This window comes from Okeania sp. SIO2F5 (assembly GCF_010692685.1).
GTDB lineage: Bacteria > Cyanobacteriota > Cyanobacteriia > Cyanobacteriales > Microcoleaceae > Okeania > Okeania hirsuta.
This window is the reverse complement of the sequence record NZ_JAAHGU010000003.1, coordinates 158258-176065: the sequence shown is the minus strand read 5'-3', so window position 1 is coordinate 176065 and position 17808 is coordinate 158258. Positions and strand designations below refer to the sequence as shown.

9 protein-coding genes, 1 tRNA gene and 1 pseudogene are annotated in these 17808 nt (G+C 36.6%); 5 read left to right on the top strand and 6 right to left on the bottom strand.

From position 1 onward, the window contains the following. Window positions 1-238 precede the first annotated feature (238 nt). Entirely contained in the window at window positions 239-3160 is a 2922-nt protein-coding gene (gene gcvP, locus F6K27_RS01870; protein WP_287275376.1) for an aminomethyl-transferring glycine dehydrogenase, read from the bottom strand. 683 nt (window positions 3161-3843) lie between these two features. Here gcvP and F6K27_RS01865 point away from each other — a divergent pair. Next, window positions 3844-4908: a pentapeptide repeat-containing protein gene (locus tag F6K27_RS01865; protein WP_287275378.1), complete on the top strand. Its 1065-nt coding sequence runs from the start codon at window positions 3844-3846 to the stop codon at window positions 4906-4908. A 402-nt stretch (window positions 4909-5310) separates the two neighbouring features. Here F6K27_RS01865 and F6K27_RS01860 read toward each other — a convergent pair whose 3' ends face one another. After that, window positions 5311-5658: a hypothetical protein gene (locus F6K27_RS01860; protein ID WP_287275380.1), complete on the bottom strand. Its 348-nt coding sequence runs from the start codon at window positions 5656-5658 to the stop codon at window positions 5311-5313. Between the two features lie 890 nt (window positions 5659-6548). Beyond that, entirely contained in the window at window positions 6549-6947 is a 399-nt protein-coding gene (gene gcvH / locus F6K27_RS01855; protein WP_124143017.1) for a glycine cleavage system protein GcvH, read from the bottom strand. A gap of 106 nt (window positions 6948-7053) precedes the next feature. Between gcvH and F6K27_RS01850 the strand changes: the two genes are divergently transcribed. After that, window positions 7054-7878 carry an alpha/beta hydrolase gene (locus F6K27_RS01850; protein ID WP_287275381.1) on the top strand — a complete coding sequence of 275 codons (825 nt, stop codon included), beginning with the start codon at window positions 7054-7056 and terminating at the stop codon, window positions 7876-7878. 222 nt (window positions 7879-8100) lie between these two features. Here the strand turns inward: F6K27_RS01850 and mazG are convergent, their stop codons facing one another. After that, complete coding sequence (gene mazG / locus F6K27_RS01845) at window positions 8101-8910, bottom strand: nucleoside triphosphate pyrophosphohydrolase (RefSeq protein WP_124143019.1); 810 nt, start codon at window positions 8908-8910, stop codon at window positions 8101-8103. A gap of 785 nt (window positions 8911-9695) precedes the next feature. After that, window positions 9696-10383, bottom strand: a pseudogene (locus tag F6K27_RS01840) (IS1 family transposase). 293 nt (window positions 10384-10676) lie between these two features. Here F6K27_RS01840 and F6K27_RS01835 point away from each other — a divergent pair. The 3 genes from F6K27_RS01835 (at window position 10677) to F6K27_RS01825 (ending at window position 14485) form a co-directional block, all read left to right on the top strand. Beyond that, window positions 10677-12011: a sensor histidine kinase gene (locus F6K27_RS01835; protein WP_287275382.1), complete on the top strand. Its 1335-nt coding sequence runs from the start codon at window positions 10677-10679 to the stop codon at window positions 12009-12011. Between the two features lie 1556 nt (window positions 12012-13567). Beyond that, a complete protein-coding gene (locus F6K27_RS01830; RefSeq protein ID WP_287274709.1) occupies window positions 13568-14188 on the top strand; it encodes a DUF6940 family protein in 621 nt (206 codons plus the stop codon). Window positions 14189-14412: 224 nt separating this feature from the next. Next, window positions 14413-14485, top strand: a tRNA-Arg gene (locus tag F6K27_RS01825). An 832-nt stretch (window positions 14486-15317) separates the two neighbouring features. Here F6K27_RS01825 and F6K27_RS01820 read toward each other — a convergent pair. After that, window positions 15318-17207 carry an energy transducer TonB gene (locus tag F6K27_RS01820; RefSeq protein WP_287274707.1) on the bottom strand — a complete coding sequence of 630 codons (1890 nt, stop codon included), beginning with the start codon at window positions 17205-17207 and terminating at the stop codon, window positions 15318-15320. Between the last annotated feature and the right edge of the window lie 601 nt (window positions 17208-17808).

The window sequence follows — 17808 nt, the reverse complement described above, 5'->3', positions numbered from 1 at the left end:
ATCTTTAAAACGCCATATGTAGGGGCGTTAACGATAGTTATGCGAAGCAAATGGCATTGGCGTTCCGCCAAGCTCCGAATTGCGCCCTCACTGGATTTAGTGTCCGTGTGTAAGTCCTGATTATGAAAGAGGCGGTGCGTTACGACGGATTGCTAAATCTCTTTCAGAGTCTAAATTTACGCCGTCTAACGCACCCTACAAATTTGGCTGATAGCTGATAGCTGACCGCTGACCGCTTTTAACTATAAGCTTCTATCGGCAAACAGGAACACACAAAATTACGATCGCCAAAAGCATTATCAACCCTTCCCACAGCAGGCCAAAACTTATGCTCCCGCGTCCAAGGTGCGGGATAAGCGGCACGTTGTCGAGAATAACCATGTTTCCACTCATCCACCATCAAACTCTCTGCGGTATGAGGTGCATTTTTCAACAAATTATCCTGTTTATCTGCTTTCCCAGTTTCAATTTCTTCTATTTCCTGGCGAATCAAAATCATTGCATCACAAAAACGGTCTAACTCTTCCTTCGACTCACTCTCTGTCGGTTCCACCATAATTGTTCCCGCCACAGGCCAAGAAACAGTCGGCGCGTGAAAACCATAATCCATCAAACGTTTGGCAATATCTTCCACTTCAATACCAGCCAACTTTTTCAACGGACGCAAATCCAAAATGCACTCGTGAGCAATAAACCCATGCTTACCCTTATACAAAACTGGATAATAATTCTCCAACCGTTGAGCAATATAATTAGCATTCAAAATTGCTACTTTGGTTGCTTCAGTCAAACCATCTGCACCCATCATGGCAATATACATCCAAGAAATTGGCAGAATACTGGCACTACCCCAAGGTGCAGCAGATACCGCTCCACTAGAATTTTCTCCACCAATATTAATCACAGAATGACCTGGTAAAAACTGTGCTAAATGAGATTGAACGCCTATGGGACCCATTCCCGGACCACCGCCACCGTGAGGAATACAAAAAGTCTTGTGCAAATTCAAATGACAAACATCTGCTCCTATTTCTGCGGGGCGACATAAACCTACCTGAGCATTCATATTCGCTCCATCCATATAAACTTGACCGCCGTTACTGTGGATAATTTCGCATATTTCAGAAATTTCTTCCTCAAATACACCGTGAGTTGAGGGATAAGTAACCATAATGGCAGCTAAGTTATCTTTGTTTTTTTCTGTCTTCGCCTTTAGATCTGCAATATCTATATTTCCTTGTTTATCGCATTTGACGACTACAACTTTCAACCCACTCATCACTGCCGAAGCAGGGTTTGTACCGTGAGCAGACTCAGGAATCAAACAAATATTGCGATGTGCTTCTCCTCGGTGAGCGTGATATTCGCGAATTACTAATAAACCTGTATATTCTCCCTGGGAACCTGCATTTGGTTGTAGAGAGATGGCGCTAAAACCTGTGATTTCTGCTAACCATTCCTCTAGTTGTTCAAACATTATTTGATAACCTTTGGTTTGGGAAGTGGGGGCGAAAGGATGAATTTTGGCGAATTCCGGCCAGGTTACAGGTATCATCTCTGCTGTAGAGTTGAGTTTCATTGTACAGGAACCCAACGGTATCATTGATGTTGTCAGGGATAAGTCTTTTGCCTGTAAACGTTGGAGGTAACGTAATAGTTCGGTTTCTGAGTGGTAGCGGTTAAATACTGGGTGAGTTAAATAACTGCTGGTGCGGGAATGCGATCCCCCCTGACCCCCCTTTGTAAGGGGGGGAGTGTTTTCGTCTGGTAATGCTTTCCCACCAGCAAAAATTTCCCACAAATTTTGCACATCTATATTAGTTGTGGTTTCATCTAGGGAAATGCTGAAAGTTTGATCGTCGAGACTCCGGAGATTAATACCTGCTGAAACAGCAGCATCAATAATTTCTTTTGCACTTTTCAGAGGAGATTCAGCACCCACTGTTATCCGAATAGTATCAAAAAATGATTCTGCACCAACTTGATAACCAAGCTGTTTTAAACCTGTTGCCAACTTAACAGTCAAACTGTGAATATTTTCCGCAATCTCCTTTAAACCATCAGGACCGTGATAAACCGCATACATACCTGCCATCACCGCTAGCAAAACTTGAGCAGTACAAATATTACTCGTTGCCTTCTCCCTGCGAATATGTTGTTCCCGTGTTTGCAATGCCAACCTTAGCGCTGGTTTGCCGTTAGAATCTTGAGAAACTCCGACAATACGTCCTGGAGTTTGTCGTTTATAAGCTTCTTTCGTCGCAAAATAAGCAGCATGAGGACCGCCGTATCCCAGAGAAACGCCAAAACGTTGAGTGTTACCCACAGCAACATCAGCACCAAATTCTCCAGGAGGTGTCAGCAAGGTTAAACTGAGTAGGTCAGCAGCAACAGTTACTAAACCTCCGATTTCGTGAACTCTTGCCACAAAGTTGCGGTAGTCATATATTGCGCCGTCGGTGGCAGGATATTGGAGGAGTGCGCCGAATATTGGTTTGTCAAAGGTGAAGGTGCGAAAGTCGCCAACGATAACTTCTATTCCCAATGGTTGTGCCCTAGTTTTCACAACTTCAATATTCTGAGGATGACAGTTAGAGTCAACAAAGAAAGCTTCTGCTTTAGTTTTGCACAGACCGTAACTCATGCTCATTGCTTCTGCTGCTGCTGTAGCTTCGTCGAGTAGGGAAGCGTTAGCTATTTCTAAACCTGTTAAGTCTGTAATCATGGTTTGAAAATTCAGCAATGCTTCCATTCGTCCTTGAGCTATTTCTGCTTGATAGGGAGTGTAAGCAGTGTACCAACCAGGGTTTTCTAGGATATTGCGGAGGATAACTGGTGGGGTGATGCAGTCGTAATAACCCATTCCTATGAAGGAACGAAAGACTTGGTTTTTGGAGGCTATTTCTTTGATTTGGGCAAGAGCAGCAGTCTCGCTCAGAGATTTTGGTAGATTTAGGGGTTTTTGGTATCGAATTACTTGTGGAACTGTTTTGTCAATTAGGTCATCTAGGGAGGAAACACTTAATACTGTCAACATTTTTTGAATTGCGTCAGAAGCAGGGCCAATATGCCTTGGGCAAAAGTTAGTAGATTTCTGGCCATTATTCTGGTGTTGTAGTTGAGCGGTTGACTTTGTATTAGATTTGTGTATTACTACCACTTTTATATTCCTTGGAGTTAACTTCTGATTAAGTTTTAACAAAAATTCATAACTTCATGGGAGATAAAATAATTTTTTTTGTTTAGAGGCCAAATTTTGGGATTGTCAATTCAGTTATCAATTATCAGTAGGCATCTCCGGAAAAGAGGGAGTAGGGAGTAGGGGTTAGGCAGTAGGGGGAAAGAATTGATAATTTCTGTGGGATAATTGATTTGATTTTTTATTATTGGAACTGAAATAATACGGAATCGAAACTTTTCAGTATGAAGATATTTTCAACAATTAATTATTAATTATTACCTCTTCTTTTTAAGGAGAGGATTGACGCGGTAGGGAAAATTTTTTCTTCTCTTGGTCGATTGGATATGGCGAGGAGACCTTGCCATCCCACCCTACGGGAAGCTGCGCTTTTTCCTAGGTCATGCTACGCAACATATTTGCGGAGCAAAACGACCGCTTTTTTCTCCTTTAAAGAAGAGGCTTTAAACCTTAATTATTCGGTAAAAGTTTATACTATTGCTGTAATATAGCAATCCTAAATTGGTTGTGAAAAATCAAAAAGTAGATAAAAAAACTGAAACTCTTACCTGTTCCCTGTTCCCTGTTCCCTGTTCCCTGTTTCCTAAAAATAGTAAGATTTTTATACACAAATAAAATAGGATTACTATAGTATTTTTTTGACTATGAAAATAAAATTTATTGCTGCTGGCTTAGGAATTTTGAGTATTTTATCAGTATCATTTAGTGTAGTTAAGTTACGCCAGAATCAAGTACTCGATCGTACTGTTAATTATGCTCAAATTGAAACTTGGCAGCATGACTCAAGAGAAAATTTTTTTAATTGGGAATCTATTTTAGAACAAATTAATAGTTTGCCTTTGTTCAGATATACTATAGGAATTACTTTCATATTTTTCTTTATTTTTGTCTTTGCAATCTATCGGGAAAAAGAGTTAAACCCGATTACAATGAAGCCAGAAAGAGTTCATCCAGTTATCTACTTGAATAACCTCTTATCCTCTATAGCTAAGAAAGAACCTTGGGAAGTTTTTGAGAAAATATTTTTGCCTGTTTTTATCGGTTTAATTGCCAGTTTTATTACTTACGATTTAGAACAAATTCAAGAACAAATTGCTGATAAACGCCTCCACGAACAAATATGGGAAAACTACCTGAAAGAAATACGAGAAATTTTGGTAGACCGACCAAATATTAATAATACTGATACGGATAAATTTGATTATTTAGATTTAATTAGGGCTAATACATTAGCTTTATCAATTCGTTTAGAAGATAATAAAATACTCAAAGGATTATTATTACAATTTTTGTATGATACAGAATTAATTCGATGCCGACAATTAGATGTAGATTGCAATCGAATAGTTTCTCTAGATCGAGTTAATCTAGAAAATGCTCAATTAATGAATGCTAATTTAGAAAAAGCTAAGTTGATTGGTATTAACTTTACTAATGTAAAATTGACAAATTCTACTCTGATAGAAGCTGATTTAAGTTATGCAAAATTAGTGGGAGCTGAACTTAGGAATGCTAACTTAAATCAAGCAAATCTCAGTTTTGCTACATTAAATAATGCTGATTTGCGAGGTGCAGATTTAAGTCAAGCTAACTTAACTAATGCAAATCTTAGTGGTGCAAAAATAGATCAAAAAACAACGTTGTTATTTGCTACTTTGTGTCAAACAATTATGCCAGATGGAAAAATTTCTAATCAACAATGTCCTTAGCGATCGCTCTGGGTGATATAGCAGTAAATTCTTTGGCGTTTGACAATAAATTTGAGTGGTTTGCACAGAATTCGGTTAGAAAAAGGGAGTAGAAAATAAAAGAATGTCCGCGACCTATTTGCATAGTGCGTAAGCATTTCCTGTGGAATGCTGCGCAAACAGCTATTAGCTTGTCAGCTATCAGCAACAAGACTCTCTCATATAGGATAGTGTTTAAATTAATATAGACTTTAAGGGCAAGGGAGCCAACTTTTGTAGTAATAGAATTAATCAAGCTTTTATCTAAAATTAAAAGTAATAACTGATGGCTGAATGCTTACCATAGTGCTGAGAAGAAAGTTTTTTTGTCATGCTCTTATCCAGTTGCTGTAGTCTAATAAAATTTACAAAGATTTTAATATTTTAAAATACAGGATTTTCATTAACAGTTTGCCAGATTTGTTTACAATACTCTGGATTCAGTTTTTGGTCAAAATACTTTCCCTCTGTCTCTGATTTTTTTAAAATTTTCAGGCTTTCATTACTATCTATATCTCCATTAATAATAGCCTTCTCAAGTGCTATAGTTCCAGCACGTCTAGCAGATTGATAAATAGATGCTTCCGAAGGATTTTTAGCAGCATTATTTGTACACCAACTCATAGCACCAATCATCTGAGAAATTTTTTCCCCATTCCATGTTTCTGCTTTTACAGATATAGGTATTAAGCCGATTATGACAGTTAAACTAAACCATATATATTTTTTCATTGTACTACCCCGACTATATTTTTTTTATATATTCCTATTATATCAGATCACCTTCAAATTATCATAATCCGGGAATTAAGATAGCCAAATTAACTAAAAAAAATATCAGCCATGCTTGACCAGATAAATTCACAAAAAACAATTTATGATGAGGAATAAAATAACATTAATACCACTAACTTCAGCAAAGAAAATAAGGCAGAAAGGTTAATAAAGACAGATAAGGTCATTTCAGTTATCAGTTATCAGAAAAAATCTACACCCTGCTGAAAAATTTTCATCATTTAAGGCTGATATAATTTCCGTTTAATAGCGTGATCAAAAACTTTCTTATCCTTCTTCTCCTAATTCCTGATTTTTTCCTCCTGACTCCTGAGTTATCACTCCTCCGTAGTTAGAGAAAATAAGGCAGAAAAATTAATAAACGCAGATAAGGTAAATAATCTGAAAAATACTTATTTAATATCAAATCTGGTTAAACAGTTATAGAATGGTTAAGTATTTAGGAGTCAGGAGTTCAGGAGTAGAGAGAATCACTTTGATGAGCATAGTTATGACGATTGGAAATTTTTTTTATGTCCAATAAAACGGATTTGATATAACTAGATACTATTTCAAATAACTTAGCCAGAAAAAGTCTACCCCTGCTGAAAAATTTTCATCATTTAAGGCTGATATAATTTCCGTTTAATAGCGTGAAAAAAAACTTTCTTCTCCTCTTCCTGATTTTTTCTGATAACTGATAACTGATAACTGAAATGACTCCTCCATCATTTTCAAGCAACCTTTGTAGAGACATTCCATGGAACATCTCTACATTATTGTTCGGAGGTGTATAATGAACTTAGTCAAGCTATTGTTGTAGATTTGAGAATATTTTTGGTTACTACCTACTCTCCTTCTACCATTTCACGATACTCCTCAGCAGAATAAATATCATCTCCTTCTAGTTCATCAGGGTCTTTAACGCGCACCTTCATCAGCCAACCCTCTATGTATGGGTCTTCTTCTGATAACCGCTCTGGACTTTCTAATATTTCTTCATTGCGGTCTATTACTGTACCAGTAATAGGAGCATTCAAGTCTTCAACTGCTTTGACAGACTCAACACTGCCACACGATCCTTCTTTTTCTATTTGATCTCCCACCTCTGGAAGCTCCAGAAATACAATATCTCCCAACTGCTCAATAGCATAGGCACTAATACCAATAGTGGCAATTTCACCATCCATTCTTACATACTCGTGGGTTTCGAGATACTTGAGGTCATCTGGAAATTCTAATTGCATTTATATTCCTCGCAATAGTACAAATAATGCTAGCCAGCTCAACACTAGAGCTGCGTTACAAATTATTCCGTATAGAATAATATAGGTAAATATCCAGTTCTTTCTTATGGATAAGAAAAATATTATAGGACTACTTATAGGGAAATTTTCTGTTCTGAGGATAATCAGATCTACCCTAATTATCTATGTCCTTGTTGGTTTGTGGGCTTTCTTTTTCTCAGATCGGCTGATTTTTTTACCTCGTCCATCTAGCTATCAAGAAAACCAGGAATTTGTCAAGCTTCAGTCTAGTGATACAGTCCAAATTACAGGTGTTTATTTAGCATTACCCAAAGCAAAGTATACAATTCTCTACAGTCATGGTAATGCTGAAGACCTAGGAGAAATTTTGCCCAGGTTGCGAGATTTGCGAGATATTGGGTTTAGTATATTCTCCTATGATTATCAGGGTTATGGGACAAGTCAGGGAAATCCTTCAGTTAAAAATGCTTACCAAGATATTAATGCAGCTTACCAATACTTGACCCAGCAGTTGGGCATACCTGCAAACCAAATTATTGTTTATGGACGTTCAGTTGGTGGAGGGCCTTCAGTAGATTTGGCATCTCGGCAGTCTGTTGCTGGTTTAGTAGTTGAAAGTTCATTTACAACTGCGTTTCGGGTTGTGACGCGCATCCCTATTTATCCCTTTGACAGGTTTCGCAATATTGATAAGATAAAAAATGTTAATTGCCCAGTTTTGGTAATCCACGGAAATGTTGACCGAGTGATTCCTTTTTCCCAGGGGAAACAGCTTTTTAACACAGCTAATGAGCCTAAACTTTCCTTTTGGGTTGATGGTGCTGGTCATATTGATTTATTAGAAGTGGCGGGTGAAAAGTATGAAAAAGTGATGATTGAGTTTGCTAATTTGGTGCAACAAAATCAATAATAGGAATTAAGTTTGATTCAAGAATAATTTTAAGTTTCTTGATACTTATATCATGTCCAATTAAATACTTATAAATAATAACCGAGGAGTCAAGAGTCAGGAGGGAAGAATCAGGAAGAAGAGAAGAAAGTTTTTCATCACGCTATTAAACGGACATAATATTACCTAAAATCTGATAGAGCCAATCATCTATAAATTTGTATTTCATCCAGTTTCTAACTGCTATACATACTTCTTTTTTTCCCTTGCTAATTGTGCTTTTGCATTTTGCCACATTTGTTCAAACTCCGCCAAAGTATACTCAGAAAGAGGACGGTTGCACATTGTTTCTACTAAAGCAAACCGTTGCAAAAATCGATGATTAGTTCCTTGTAAAGCTTGTTCTGGATTCAAATCATACCACCTGGCCAATTGCACCAAAACAAATAAAATATCTCCCATTTCTGCTTGTTGATGTTCCTGATCTTCAGATTGTAAAGCTTCTTCAAACTCCCCAACTTCTTCGTGAAATTTTCTCCAAACTCCTTCAATATTTTCCCATTCAAAACCAAGAGCAGCAGCTTTTTTAGAAATTTTCATTGCTGCCATAAGTGGAGGTAACTGTCGAGCGTATCGACTGAGTTTTGTACTAAATAAATCATTAGTTTCTCCTTTTTCTGCTGCTTTGATTTGTTCCCAATTTTGCTTAACTTCTTCTGTACTATTTACTTTCACATCTCCAAATACATGAGGATGTCTTCTAATCATTTTTTGATTAATATTTTGAGCGACTTCAGCTAAGGTAAAATCATTTGCTTCACTAGCTATTTGTGCTTGCAAAACCACCTGTAATAATAAATCTCCTAATTCATCAACTACTGCTTCTTTCTCTCCGCTTTTTATTGCATCAACTGCTTCATAAGCTTCTTCAATAATGTAAGGAGTTAAAGTTTCTGAAGTTTGAGCTAAATCCCAGGGACACCCCCCATCTGGAGAACGTAATTTTGCTACTATTTCTATTAGTTCTTGTAACGCAGTCAATGTTGAATCCATATTAGATAACAAAATAGTTTAATTTTAATATTAAATAAGTAAAATCCTTGCTAATGTTTAGCCTATTGTCTATAGAGCAGACTTCCAAACTCATTACTAGAATATTTTTGTCCTACAGTAATTTTGCTGTTATTTAAGTTTAAGGAAAAAAACAGTATTTATAGCTAATTAAGAGGATTTTATCTAGCAGCCATCTTTGATGATTATATAAAAAATATTCTGGAAAAAGACAGCGTGGATAAAGATGTTAAAACTGTTTATCTAGAAAGTTTAGGATTTATGACAACTCTTACGGGTGAGTACTTGTATTTATACTTAAGTAAGTAGGTAAGCTTAGTGAATCAATATATCTTAACTATAATCATACGCATATTTACATATATTCAATTTATTAAATTTTGATCCCAATTTATTAAAAAATAACTGGTATCGTTACAGAATTATATATTATAGTTATACCAAATTAATATGAAGTTGCATAGAATAATGTTTTAATCAGAGTTGATTGTAGATCAAGATATACAAGTTAATAAATTTCATAATTCTGTGCCACCGCGCCACCCAATACCTAACACGTAATTCTGTGCAACCTCACATAAAATTGGTATTAGTTATAGATAAAAATATTGAGTACTTTGCTCAATTTACTTACTTAAATTTTATAAGAATAATTACTGATTTATCTACATTTACAGTCATAAATTTATCATAGTATCTAACTATATAGATTATTATCTATCAAGTAGTGTACAATGAAATAATTGGCGTTGCACAGTGACGAATGATTAAGGTAATTGAGGGATTTGCTGATGTTTCAAATAATAGATCAGCAAGCGAACTGATTTGCACAACATATCAATGGACTTGGAGTAGCATAAAGTTTTGCGATGTAACCTAGCGTGCGTAGTGTCTTAAACGGCAATTTTCTCCTTCTACTCTCGTCATTGCTGTTTTGCTGACCAGCTGATCACAATCCTCGATTAAGCTTGGATTTACCTTGTACCCGTCAGTAATATAAAGAAAACAAGCCCAACCTTGAATCATCTGCCATAATATTGTGAAGGTAACGGCGGAGCTATCGCCCCCGTACAAACTTGAGAATTCCTGGCATTTGGCTATTTACGACTGTCCAGACCCAAATTTGGTTTTTTTTGAGCCAACAAAAGTTTGCAGTTCATCAAGCGTGAGCTGTTTCAGGAATTTCATAGTTCTCCAAAGCGAATATGTGCTTGGTGCAAGCCGTACCCAGTTAAGCACAGTATTGTGGGAAATACCAGTCACTCTCTCAATGGCTCCCAATCCCATGCCGTTAAGGGACATTTTGATACAAAGCTCTTTAATATCAGAACTATAGCCGTTAGGACAGGGGTTTGATCGAAATTGACGGCCACAGTCACGGCACAGATAACTCTGTTTTCCCTGACGATGACCATTTTTCACTACTTTATGGCTTTGACAATCAGGACAATCCATCTCTCAATAAAATTCTAGAATATCATTATCTATTGTGCAACACCAAATAATTAAACCTTTTTTTATTTGTGACCAAGATATAGGCCACATAATCTATACATATTAGATAAAACAAACAAATCTATTAAGAAATAAAATTAAGCAATTTTTATCAGCTCTGATGATCTTCTGAGGATTGTGCTAGAAAAGTTAAAGATAGCCATGATAATATATTCCAGATGTGCAAGCAAACTATCAGGAATATTTTGATAAATAGTATCTATTGATACAAAAATACTAGGAATTCCCTTAATATGTTTGCTTTGTATGAGTCATATTCAGATTCATTTATTGTGCCTAATTTAGAGGTTAAAAGTCAATTTTTATCTTTAGAGTCAACTATACAGGAACTACCTCTGCAAGACTTTCAAATTGCATCTAGCTACCTTGGGAAAGATATTGCAACTGTGTTTGAAGCCAACCCTTTGCTGCCTGGTGTGATTTTGAGAGATCGGCAAGATAAATTAGTTGGTATGATTTCCCGAAGATTATTTTTTGAAAAAATGGGAAGTCGCTATGGTATAGAGATGTTTTACAAGCGACCTATAGAAGCTTTATATCATGTCTCCAAAACAGATATATCTATTCTTCCTGGTAATACGTTGATAGTAGAAGCAGCACAAACATCTTTGCACAGACAGCCTGAGTTATTATATGACCCAATAGTTGTAGAAATAGAAGCTAATGTTTATAGACTTTTGGATGTGCATCAGTTATTAGTCGCTCAGTCAAATATTCACGAACTTACGAATCATCTACTACAAAAACAAACTCAGGCAAAAGCTATTCAAACGGAGAAAATGGCAAGCTTGGGAAGAATGGTTGCCGGGGTTGCCCATGAAATTAGAAATCCTGTTAACTGTATTTGGAATAATTTAATATTTCTAACTTCTTATTTAGAAGAAATTACTAAGCTTTTATCTGCTTATGATCAAATATCAGAGCCATCTCCAATTATCAATCGAATTAAAGAACAAATAGATTATGATTCTTTACAGGAAGAATTAGCTGAGACGACTCAAGGTATTAAATTGGGTTCGGAACAACTTCTGAAAATTGTGAATAGTCTTCGCAATTTTTCTCACATGGATGAGTCTCAAAAGAAACAAGCATATATCCATGAATGTATAGATAGTAGTTTACTTATTTTAAATAATCGTCTTAAAAATGGTATCAAAATTATTAAGAATTATTGTACAAATTTACCAATGATTAGTTGCTATTCTGGTCAACTTAGCCAAGTATTTATGAATCTAATTAGTAATAGTATTGATGCACTTAATGAAAAATTAGCTGAATTGGACTTGTGTGATTGGCAACCTCAAATTGAAATAAGCACAGAAGTCATAGTTAGGAAAGAGTCTGATTGGCTGACTATTAGAATAACTGATAATGGGCAAGGTATTCCTCTAGAAATACAAGATCGAATCTTTGAAAATTTTTTTACCACTAAACCTGTAGGTAAAGGAACAGGTATGGGTCTAGCTATTTGTTACCAAATTATTACTGAAAAACATGGTGGAAAGCTTAAACTAAATTCCTTACCAGGCAAGGGTACTGAATTTGAAATTATTATACCAATAGTTTAATTGAATACTGTTCACGCTCTAGAAAAGAAAAAATATAAATCAGACACTCCTTACTGAAAAAAAAAGAGCAGAGGATCTTTACCAAGAGAATTTATTAAAAGCCTGAAGCGGAAATTATAGACGTATTATTTATAGATATATTATTTCCAATAGACATCTCCAGAAATTAGATTTTAACCTATACAGGATAAGGGTTTCAGATTCTTTTTCAGATATATGTAATAGTAGTATACTGCAAATTATAAAATTTTTAGGGTAAAAACAGAAGCTCAAATCCTACCTAAATATACTCTTTCCCTACTTTTTTTCAAATTTTTTAGTGGTAAATGGCAAAACTTCTGTTATACTTGAATTACTAGGTGGAGTTCCCAGGGATTTTAAACCTGTGGAGAAAATAAGTTACAGACTGGGGTCAGTGGTCTTCAGTGTTTGCGCAGCATTGCGTCAGCACGCGCAGGAAGGTAGCTCCAAAGCTCAAAATACCGTTTTGGATAAGTTTGGGTAAACAATTTCAAGCTATAAACTGTAAATTATCAATACCATTACAGACATCCTTAAAACTTTAAGGTTTAGCGATCGCCTAATTTATGAAAAATACAGCTCATACAGTTACTTTTATATTACATTGCAAATATCTATGTAACATGTAAAGATGCCAGCGCTCATTGCTATATAAGTCATAGTAGTAATAGTTACCATACTACTTTAAGTAAACGGATGAAAAGCTTGCTTTTAATTTGGCGTTGCTGAAATGTAATGGTAAGTAGCTGAAGGTAAAATTGAAAAACTTATGTTTTGCGTTGATACTTAATCTAAAAATCATTACCATTCAGCAACGCCAATAAGTTAATCTGGCAAATTTGCCGTTAACAGGGGAGCGGATTGGAGACGTTCTACAGCTCAAATCAGAAGATGCAGGAGAGTAAGGCAAAACTAAAATTACAGCAAGGATTGTTAAGGGACGATAATCCTAAGGAACTACCTAATTTTGAGGTTTGGAGGTACAGTAGTAGCGATCGCCTTGACTAACCCTACGGCAATCATCCTAGATATTTGTTAGGCACGGCTCAACTTGTAGCTGTGCAGACTTCTGCCATTAAGGCATTGCATGATGAGCTGTCGTTGTGACTGGATTTTGGTCATTCCCTTGAAGAGTGGTTTGAAGAATGGGAAACAGGTTATCCGTCGTTCACTCTTGCAGGGATAAATGACACCGGACAACAAACCACATCTTAATTATCAACTCGACAATACTACAAAAAAAGGACAAGAAGTGGAAGTATGCCGTTTGGGCGACAGTCTATAGCGACTCCTGATGCGGGCACAGGAACTGCTACAACAGCAATAGGTGATAGAATTATAAAGATTGTTTGAAAGCTATACTGGCGATCGCTACTCCAAATTAAAAACTTTATTGGCCATCAAGAAAATATTTTAATTTGTAAAGCAATTGAGCTATTTAAGCGATCGCCTAAATCATTGGTGGCCAAAATTCCCTAGCTAGAATTTGTTCCGAACTTTCTAGGGAATTACTCTAGAAAATACTTCCGATAAAAATGTTTGATGCCACCCATGAAATTTTGAATGATGGTCGTGTTCATAAATACACAGTGACTCAAAATGGGCAACCAATACCATATAGTGAGGTTTTAAACTTATGGCAGTATGAGTCAAACTTTCGCTCTTTCTTCATTTCACTTTTATCTAAGTCTCCCTTTTCTGCCTATCGATGGGAAACACCATCCATTACAAAAGATACCTCAAAGCGTCAATTTGAATTTGTGTTGCTGAACTCTCCAGGGTTAGCACGCAACCCAGACAAAAGGACATTTAGTGATTATTTCAGAACCGACAATCTTAACAATGGAATTGTTGTATTTGAAAATTTAGGCAAAGATGCAATACTTGTAGCTCCATCTCCTAGGGATTCAGAACCCTCCTGGGGAGGAACTGCGTTTTCAGCTTATTCCCATCTAGCAGCCTTCATTCGCGGTGCGTCGGATGGTCAAAAACAGTCATTGTGGCGAATTGTGGGACAAACTGTGCAACAACAGATTTCAGACCGCCCGCTTTGGGTAAGTACGGCGGGTGGTGGAGTCGCTTGGCTTCATGTTAGATTAGATTCTCGACCAAAATATTACGGATACAAAATGTACAGTTTATCAGATCGAGTCTAGATTTGATAGTTGCTGAATGTTAGAACAACAAAAATAGGAATCATATCATGTCCGGTTGAATACTTATAAATAACCATGAAGGAGTCAGGAAAACCGAGTCAGGAGTCAGGAGGGAAGAAGAAAGTTTTTATCACGCTATTAAACGGACATGATATCATAGAAAAATAATAGCTCTTCCTATTGCCAATTTGAGACTTAAGATGCTATTGTTAATATCAGTATGAGGGCGCGTAGCTCAGTGGATAGAGCACCAGATTCCGGTTCTGGGTGTCGGGGGTTCGAATCCCTCCGTGCTCGTTTTGAACTATATATATATATATAGTATTTGAGCTATTTTATGGTATGGCTATATTCAATTCAAAAGCTTTTTTAGTCAGCCTTTTAGGTTCTATTATTTTCCGATCAAATATTGTTCAACAATTAAACTATTTGGTCTAGCTCTGACATTTTTTACTTAATTTTCACCCAGACCCAGAAATTAAAGAAATCAAATGAAAATGCACTGAGTTTACATGAGCATTTTTTATAGGTATATAGTTTTTTGATAATAAAAAATTTTCTCTTGTTTTGAAAAGAGGGCCGAATATTACCTAGAGGTAGAAATATTTTTGTTGATCAGCGGTTTTCATTTGGCTAGACCACAGTAGGGACGTTCCATGGAACGTCCCTACAAAGTTTTGTTTGTGAAGATGTGGTTCATCAATTTGAAAAGCGCTGTATTTTATATCATGTGCCCCCTTCAGGGGAGCTACGCTTACGGTATAATAGTTATAATAGGGCTTCGTAGTTTTGCTCTATCCCTAATACATAAGTATTGTAAGAGCTAAAGCCCAACTACAAACAAAAACTTTATTATAAGTATAGCAATGTACGCTGGCATATTTACAAATTACAAGAACTGTCCAATAGCTAAAAGCCTTATATTATCGGTTTTTTATTCCCCCTTCCGGAGCTGTTGCCAGATGAGCTGTTGCCTGCGCACAGCGCTATAATTATCCTAAAATTATATTATGGCGGTTTTCAGAAAGATAGAACACACTCCTAAGAATAAAAACCCTTGTAGGGAGTTCCATGGAACTCCCTACTCTGGTCTACTAAGGGTGAAAACTGCTATAAGATTACTATATCCTTATTCTATTGGTGCTGTTTCAGCTTCTGGTGGCATCACTTCAATAGGTATACCTTCCTCCTCTTGCCCATCCTGATTTGGTAATGTTTCTCCAACAGATGTATTTTCCGCTTCTGTTTCTGTTGACTTTGCTGTACTACAGTTAGAACTATCAAAATTAAATTCATATTGATAAAGTTTTGAGCGATCGCTACTGGAAAATGATTGATTATTAACTGCATCTATAGCTGCTTCATCTAGCACTGAATGACCACTTTCTAGTAATAACTTTGGTCCATTAGTAATACTGCCATCTGGACTAACTAATACTCCCACAGTAGCTTTACCTTCTAACTTTTGCTCGCAAGCTGCTTCTGGATAAGCATCAGCAATAGTTGTAGGTTCAGTTAAATTATCTTCTTCTAATTCCAATTCTATTGCCCACTGCAGATAAGCACCCACAGCACCTAAAGCGATATCCGTTGATTGTGATTCTTCAGTGACAGCAGCATATTCTTGCTTTTGTTGCTGTAGTTTTGCTAACAGTGAACCTTGAAATTCTGCTTGTTGCTGTACTGTTGGAGATTGTTCAGGTTCCTGCTGTACTGGTGGGGATGGTTCAACAGCAGGTGTTATTACAGGTGTTGGTGGTTTTGTTTCTTCGACAGTAGCAGCAGCTACATTTTCTTCAGGTGTTGGAGATGATTGAGGGACGGGAGTAGTCGCAGTAACTTTTTGTTGCTTTTGTTGTTCAAATTGTTCTAATAATGAACCTTTAAACTCTTTTGGTGTGGGAGATGGTTTAGGAGTTGGAGCAAAAGCAGGAGTTTCCTGAACCTCAATTTCTAGTTGAGATTTATTAGTTTCAGTTGGTGGGGGAGTAACAACAGCTACCTTTTGTTGTTGTTTTGTTTCTTCTGCTATATCCTGAATAGTCTTTCCTTCTCGTAATTGCCTAACTATTGGTGCTTCTAGCAGTCTGCCTTTTTTTGTAGGGTCTGGTGTTGGAGGAGTTTGAGAAGTTACCGTTGCTATAGGTTGTTTCTCTGTTTGAGTTTGAGTATCGGTATCATTTTTATTTGGAGCAATAGCAATTTGATTTTCAACTTTATCTTGGTAACGTCGTGGAGGCAATTTTAAATTAGCTGAGTATGAATCCCCAGTTGAGTTTTCAACTATAGAAGTTTGCTCTTGAGGGTCGATCTCTAGAGTTGGACGACGTGATAAACCTGAGTCATAGACTTTATCTGTCAAGTTCAAATTTTTTCTGAGTTGATATTCATCTATTTGATTTTGATTTGATTGTTGTTGTGGGTCAACTCGAAATATCTCTGCTGGTTGACTATTTGTACTAGGTAGTGGGGGTGGAGATATTGGTGTTGTTGGTAATGACGACCTACCTGGTATAATAGATGGATAATTGTAGGAAAATTCGCTTGGGGATGGATTTCTGGGCAACCTAGAGACGGAAGGAGTGGATCTTGAGCGGGTAGAAGAGGATGAGGTAGTAGAATCTTCTGGTGGTAATTCTGGTAAGTTGTAATCTGAAGGGTCTACAGGTATTGTTGGTAATTCTGAGGATGATGATTTGGGGACAACAGGTAGTTCACTGGGAGATGGTGGTGAAATAGGGGAAAGGTTGGATGGTGTTGGTATGGTTGAGAATGTAATTTCTGGTTCTTCTGGTTGAGGGAGGAGTTCAAGTTGTTCTGGTGTTAATTCTACTAATCCTACTGTTGGTGGTAATTTGGCTTTCTCAGAGAATAGGGATAATTTTGGTAGGTTAATTCCTAATATAGCATGGATGCCCACAGAGGTGAAGAGTGCTATCCATATTGGTTGACGGAGGGTGTCTATGATGGAAGGTTGTTCTATAGGTTGATTTAGGTCTAGGGAAGAAAAGTCAGACATATCAGGAAACTCCTATAACGATCGATAAAATAAATAATATCGTTGCAATTTGCATTTTAACATTCAGCCATTTTTCGACCATAAAATCTTTAAGTCCCATTATTGAAATATTGAAAAAGAATATAGAGACTTTCTATGGAAGGTATCTACAAAGGTTACTGGAAAAAGTATTATAGCAATGTGCGCTGGCATATTTACAAATTGCAGGAATTTTCCAATAGCTAAAAGTCTTATATTATAAGCTTTTTATTCCCCCTATTGCCTTCCGGAGCTGTTGCCTGTTGCCTGCACGCAGCGCTATAATTTTTGGAGATATCTAATGTCTGACTCTTACCAAAGAGCGATCGCTAATTTCTGATTGAGAAATCTTCTGCTTCTAACAATGGACTACCTGTTAAAGTTGCAAATTGAACACCACTACTGAAACCTGTTGCACTACCATTAGAGGATTATAGAATAAGTTACCATTGTTACTGTTGTAGACAATGACTCACCTGGTATGCTGAAACCTTTTCCTGAGTCACTGTTGATAGCGGTAAAATTATCGCGGTCTAGAAGAATTATGTCTCCTGGTGTTTGGGAAAAATCAGTAATTTCGTCT

Bases quoted from the DNA above. Each gene is read 5' to 3' on its own strand.
- F6K27_RS01865 (WP_287275378.1), top strand. From the start codon at position 3,844: ATGAAAATAAAATTTATTGCTGCTGGCTTAGGAATTTTGAGTATTTTA.
- F6K27_RS01860 (WP_287275380.1), bottom strand. From the start codon at position 5,658: ATGAAAAAATATATATGGTTTAGTTTAACTGTCATAATCGGCTTAATA.
- gcvH (WP_124143017.1), bottom strand. From the start codon at position 6,947: ATGCAATTAGAATTTCCAGATGACCTCAAGTATCTCGAAACCCACGAG.
- F6K27_RS01850 (WP_287275381.1), top strand. From the start codon at position 7,054: ATGGATAAGAAAAATATTATAGGACTACTTATAGGGAAATTTTCTGTT.
- mazG (WP_124143019.1), bottom strand. From the start codon at position 8,910: ATGGATTCAACATTGACTGCGTTACAAGAACTAATAGAAATAGTAGCA.
- F6K27_RS01835 (WP_287275382.1), top strand. From the start codon at position 10,677: ATGTTTGCTTTGTATGAGTCATATTCAGATTCATTTATTGTGCCTAAT.
- F6K27_RS01830 (WP_287274709.1), top strand. From the start codon at position 13,568: ATGTTTGATGCCACCCATGAAATTTTGAATGATGGTCGTGTTCATAAA.
- F6K27_RS01820 (WP_287274707.1), bottom strand. From the start codon at position 17,207: ATGTCTGACTTTTCTTCCCTAGACCTAAATCAACCTATAGAACAACCT.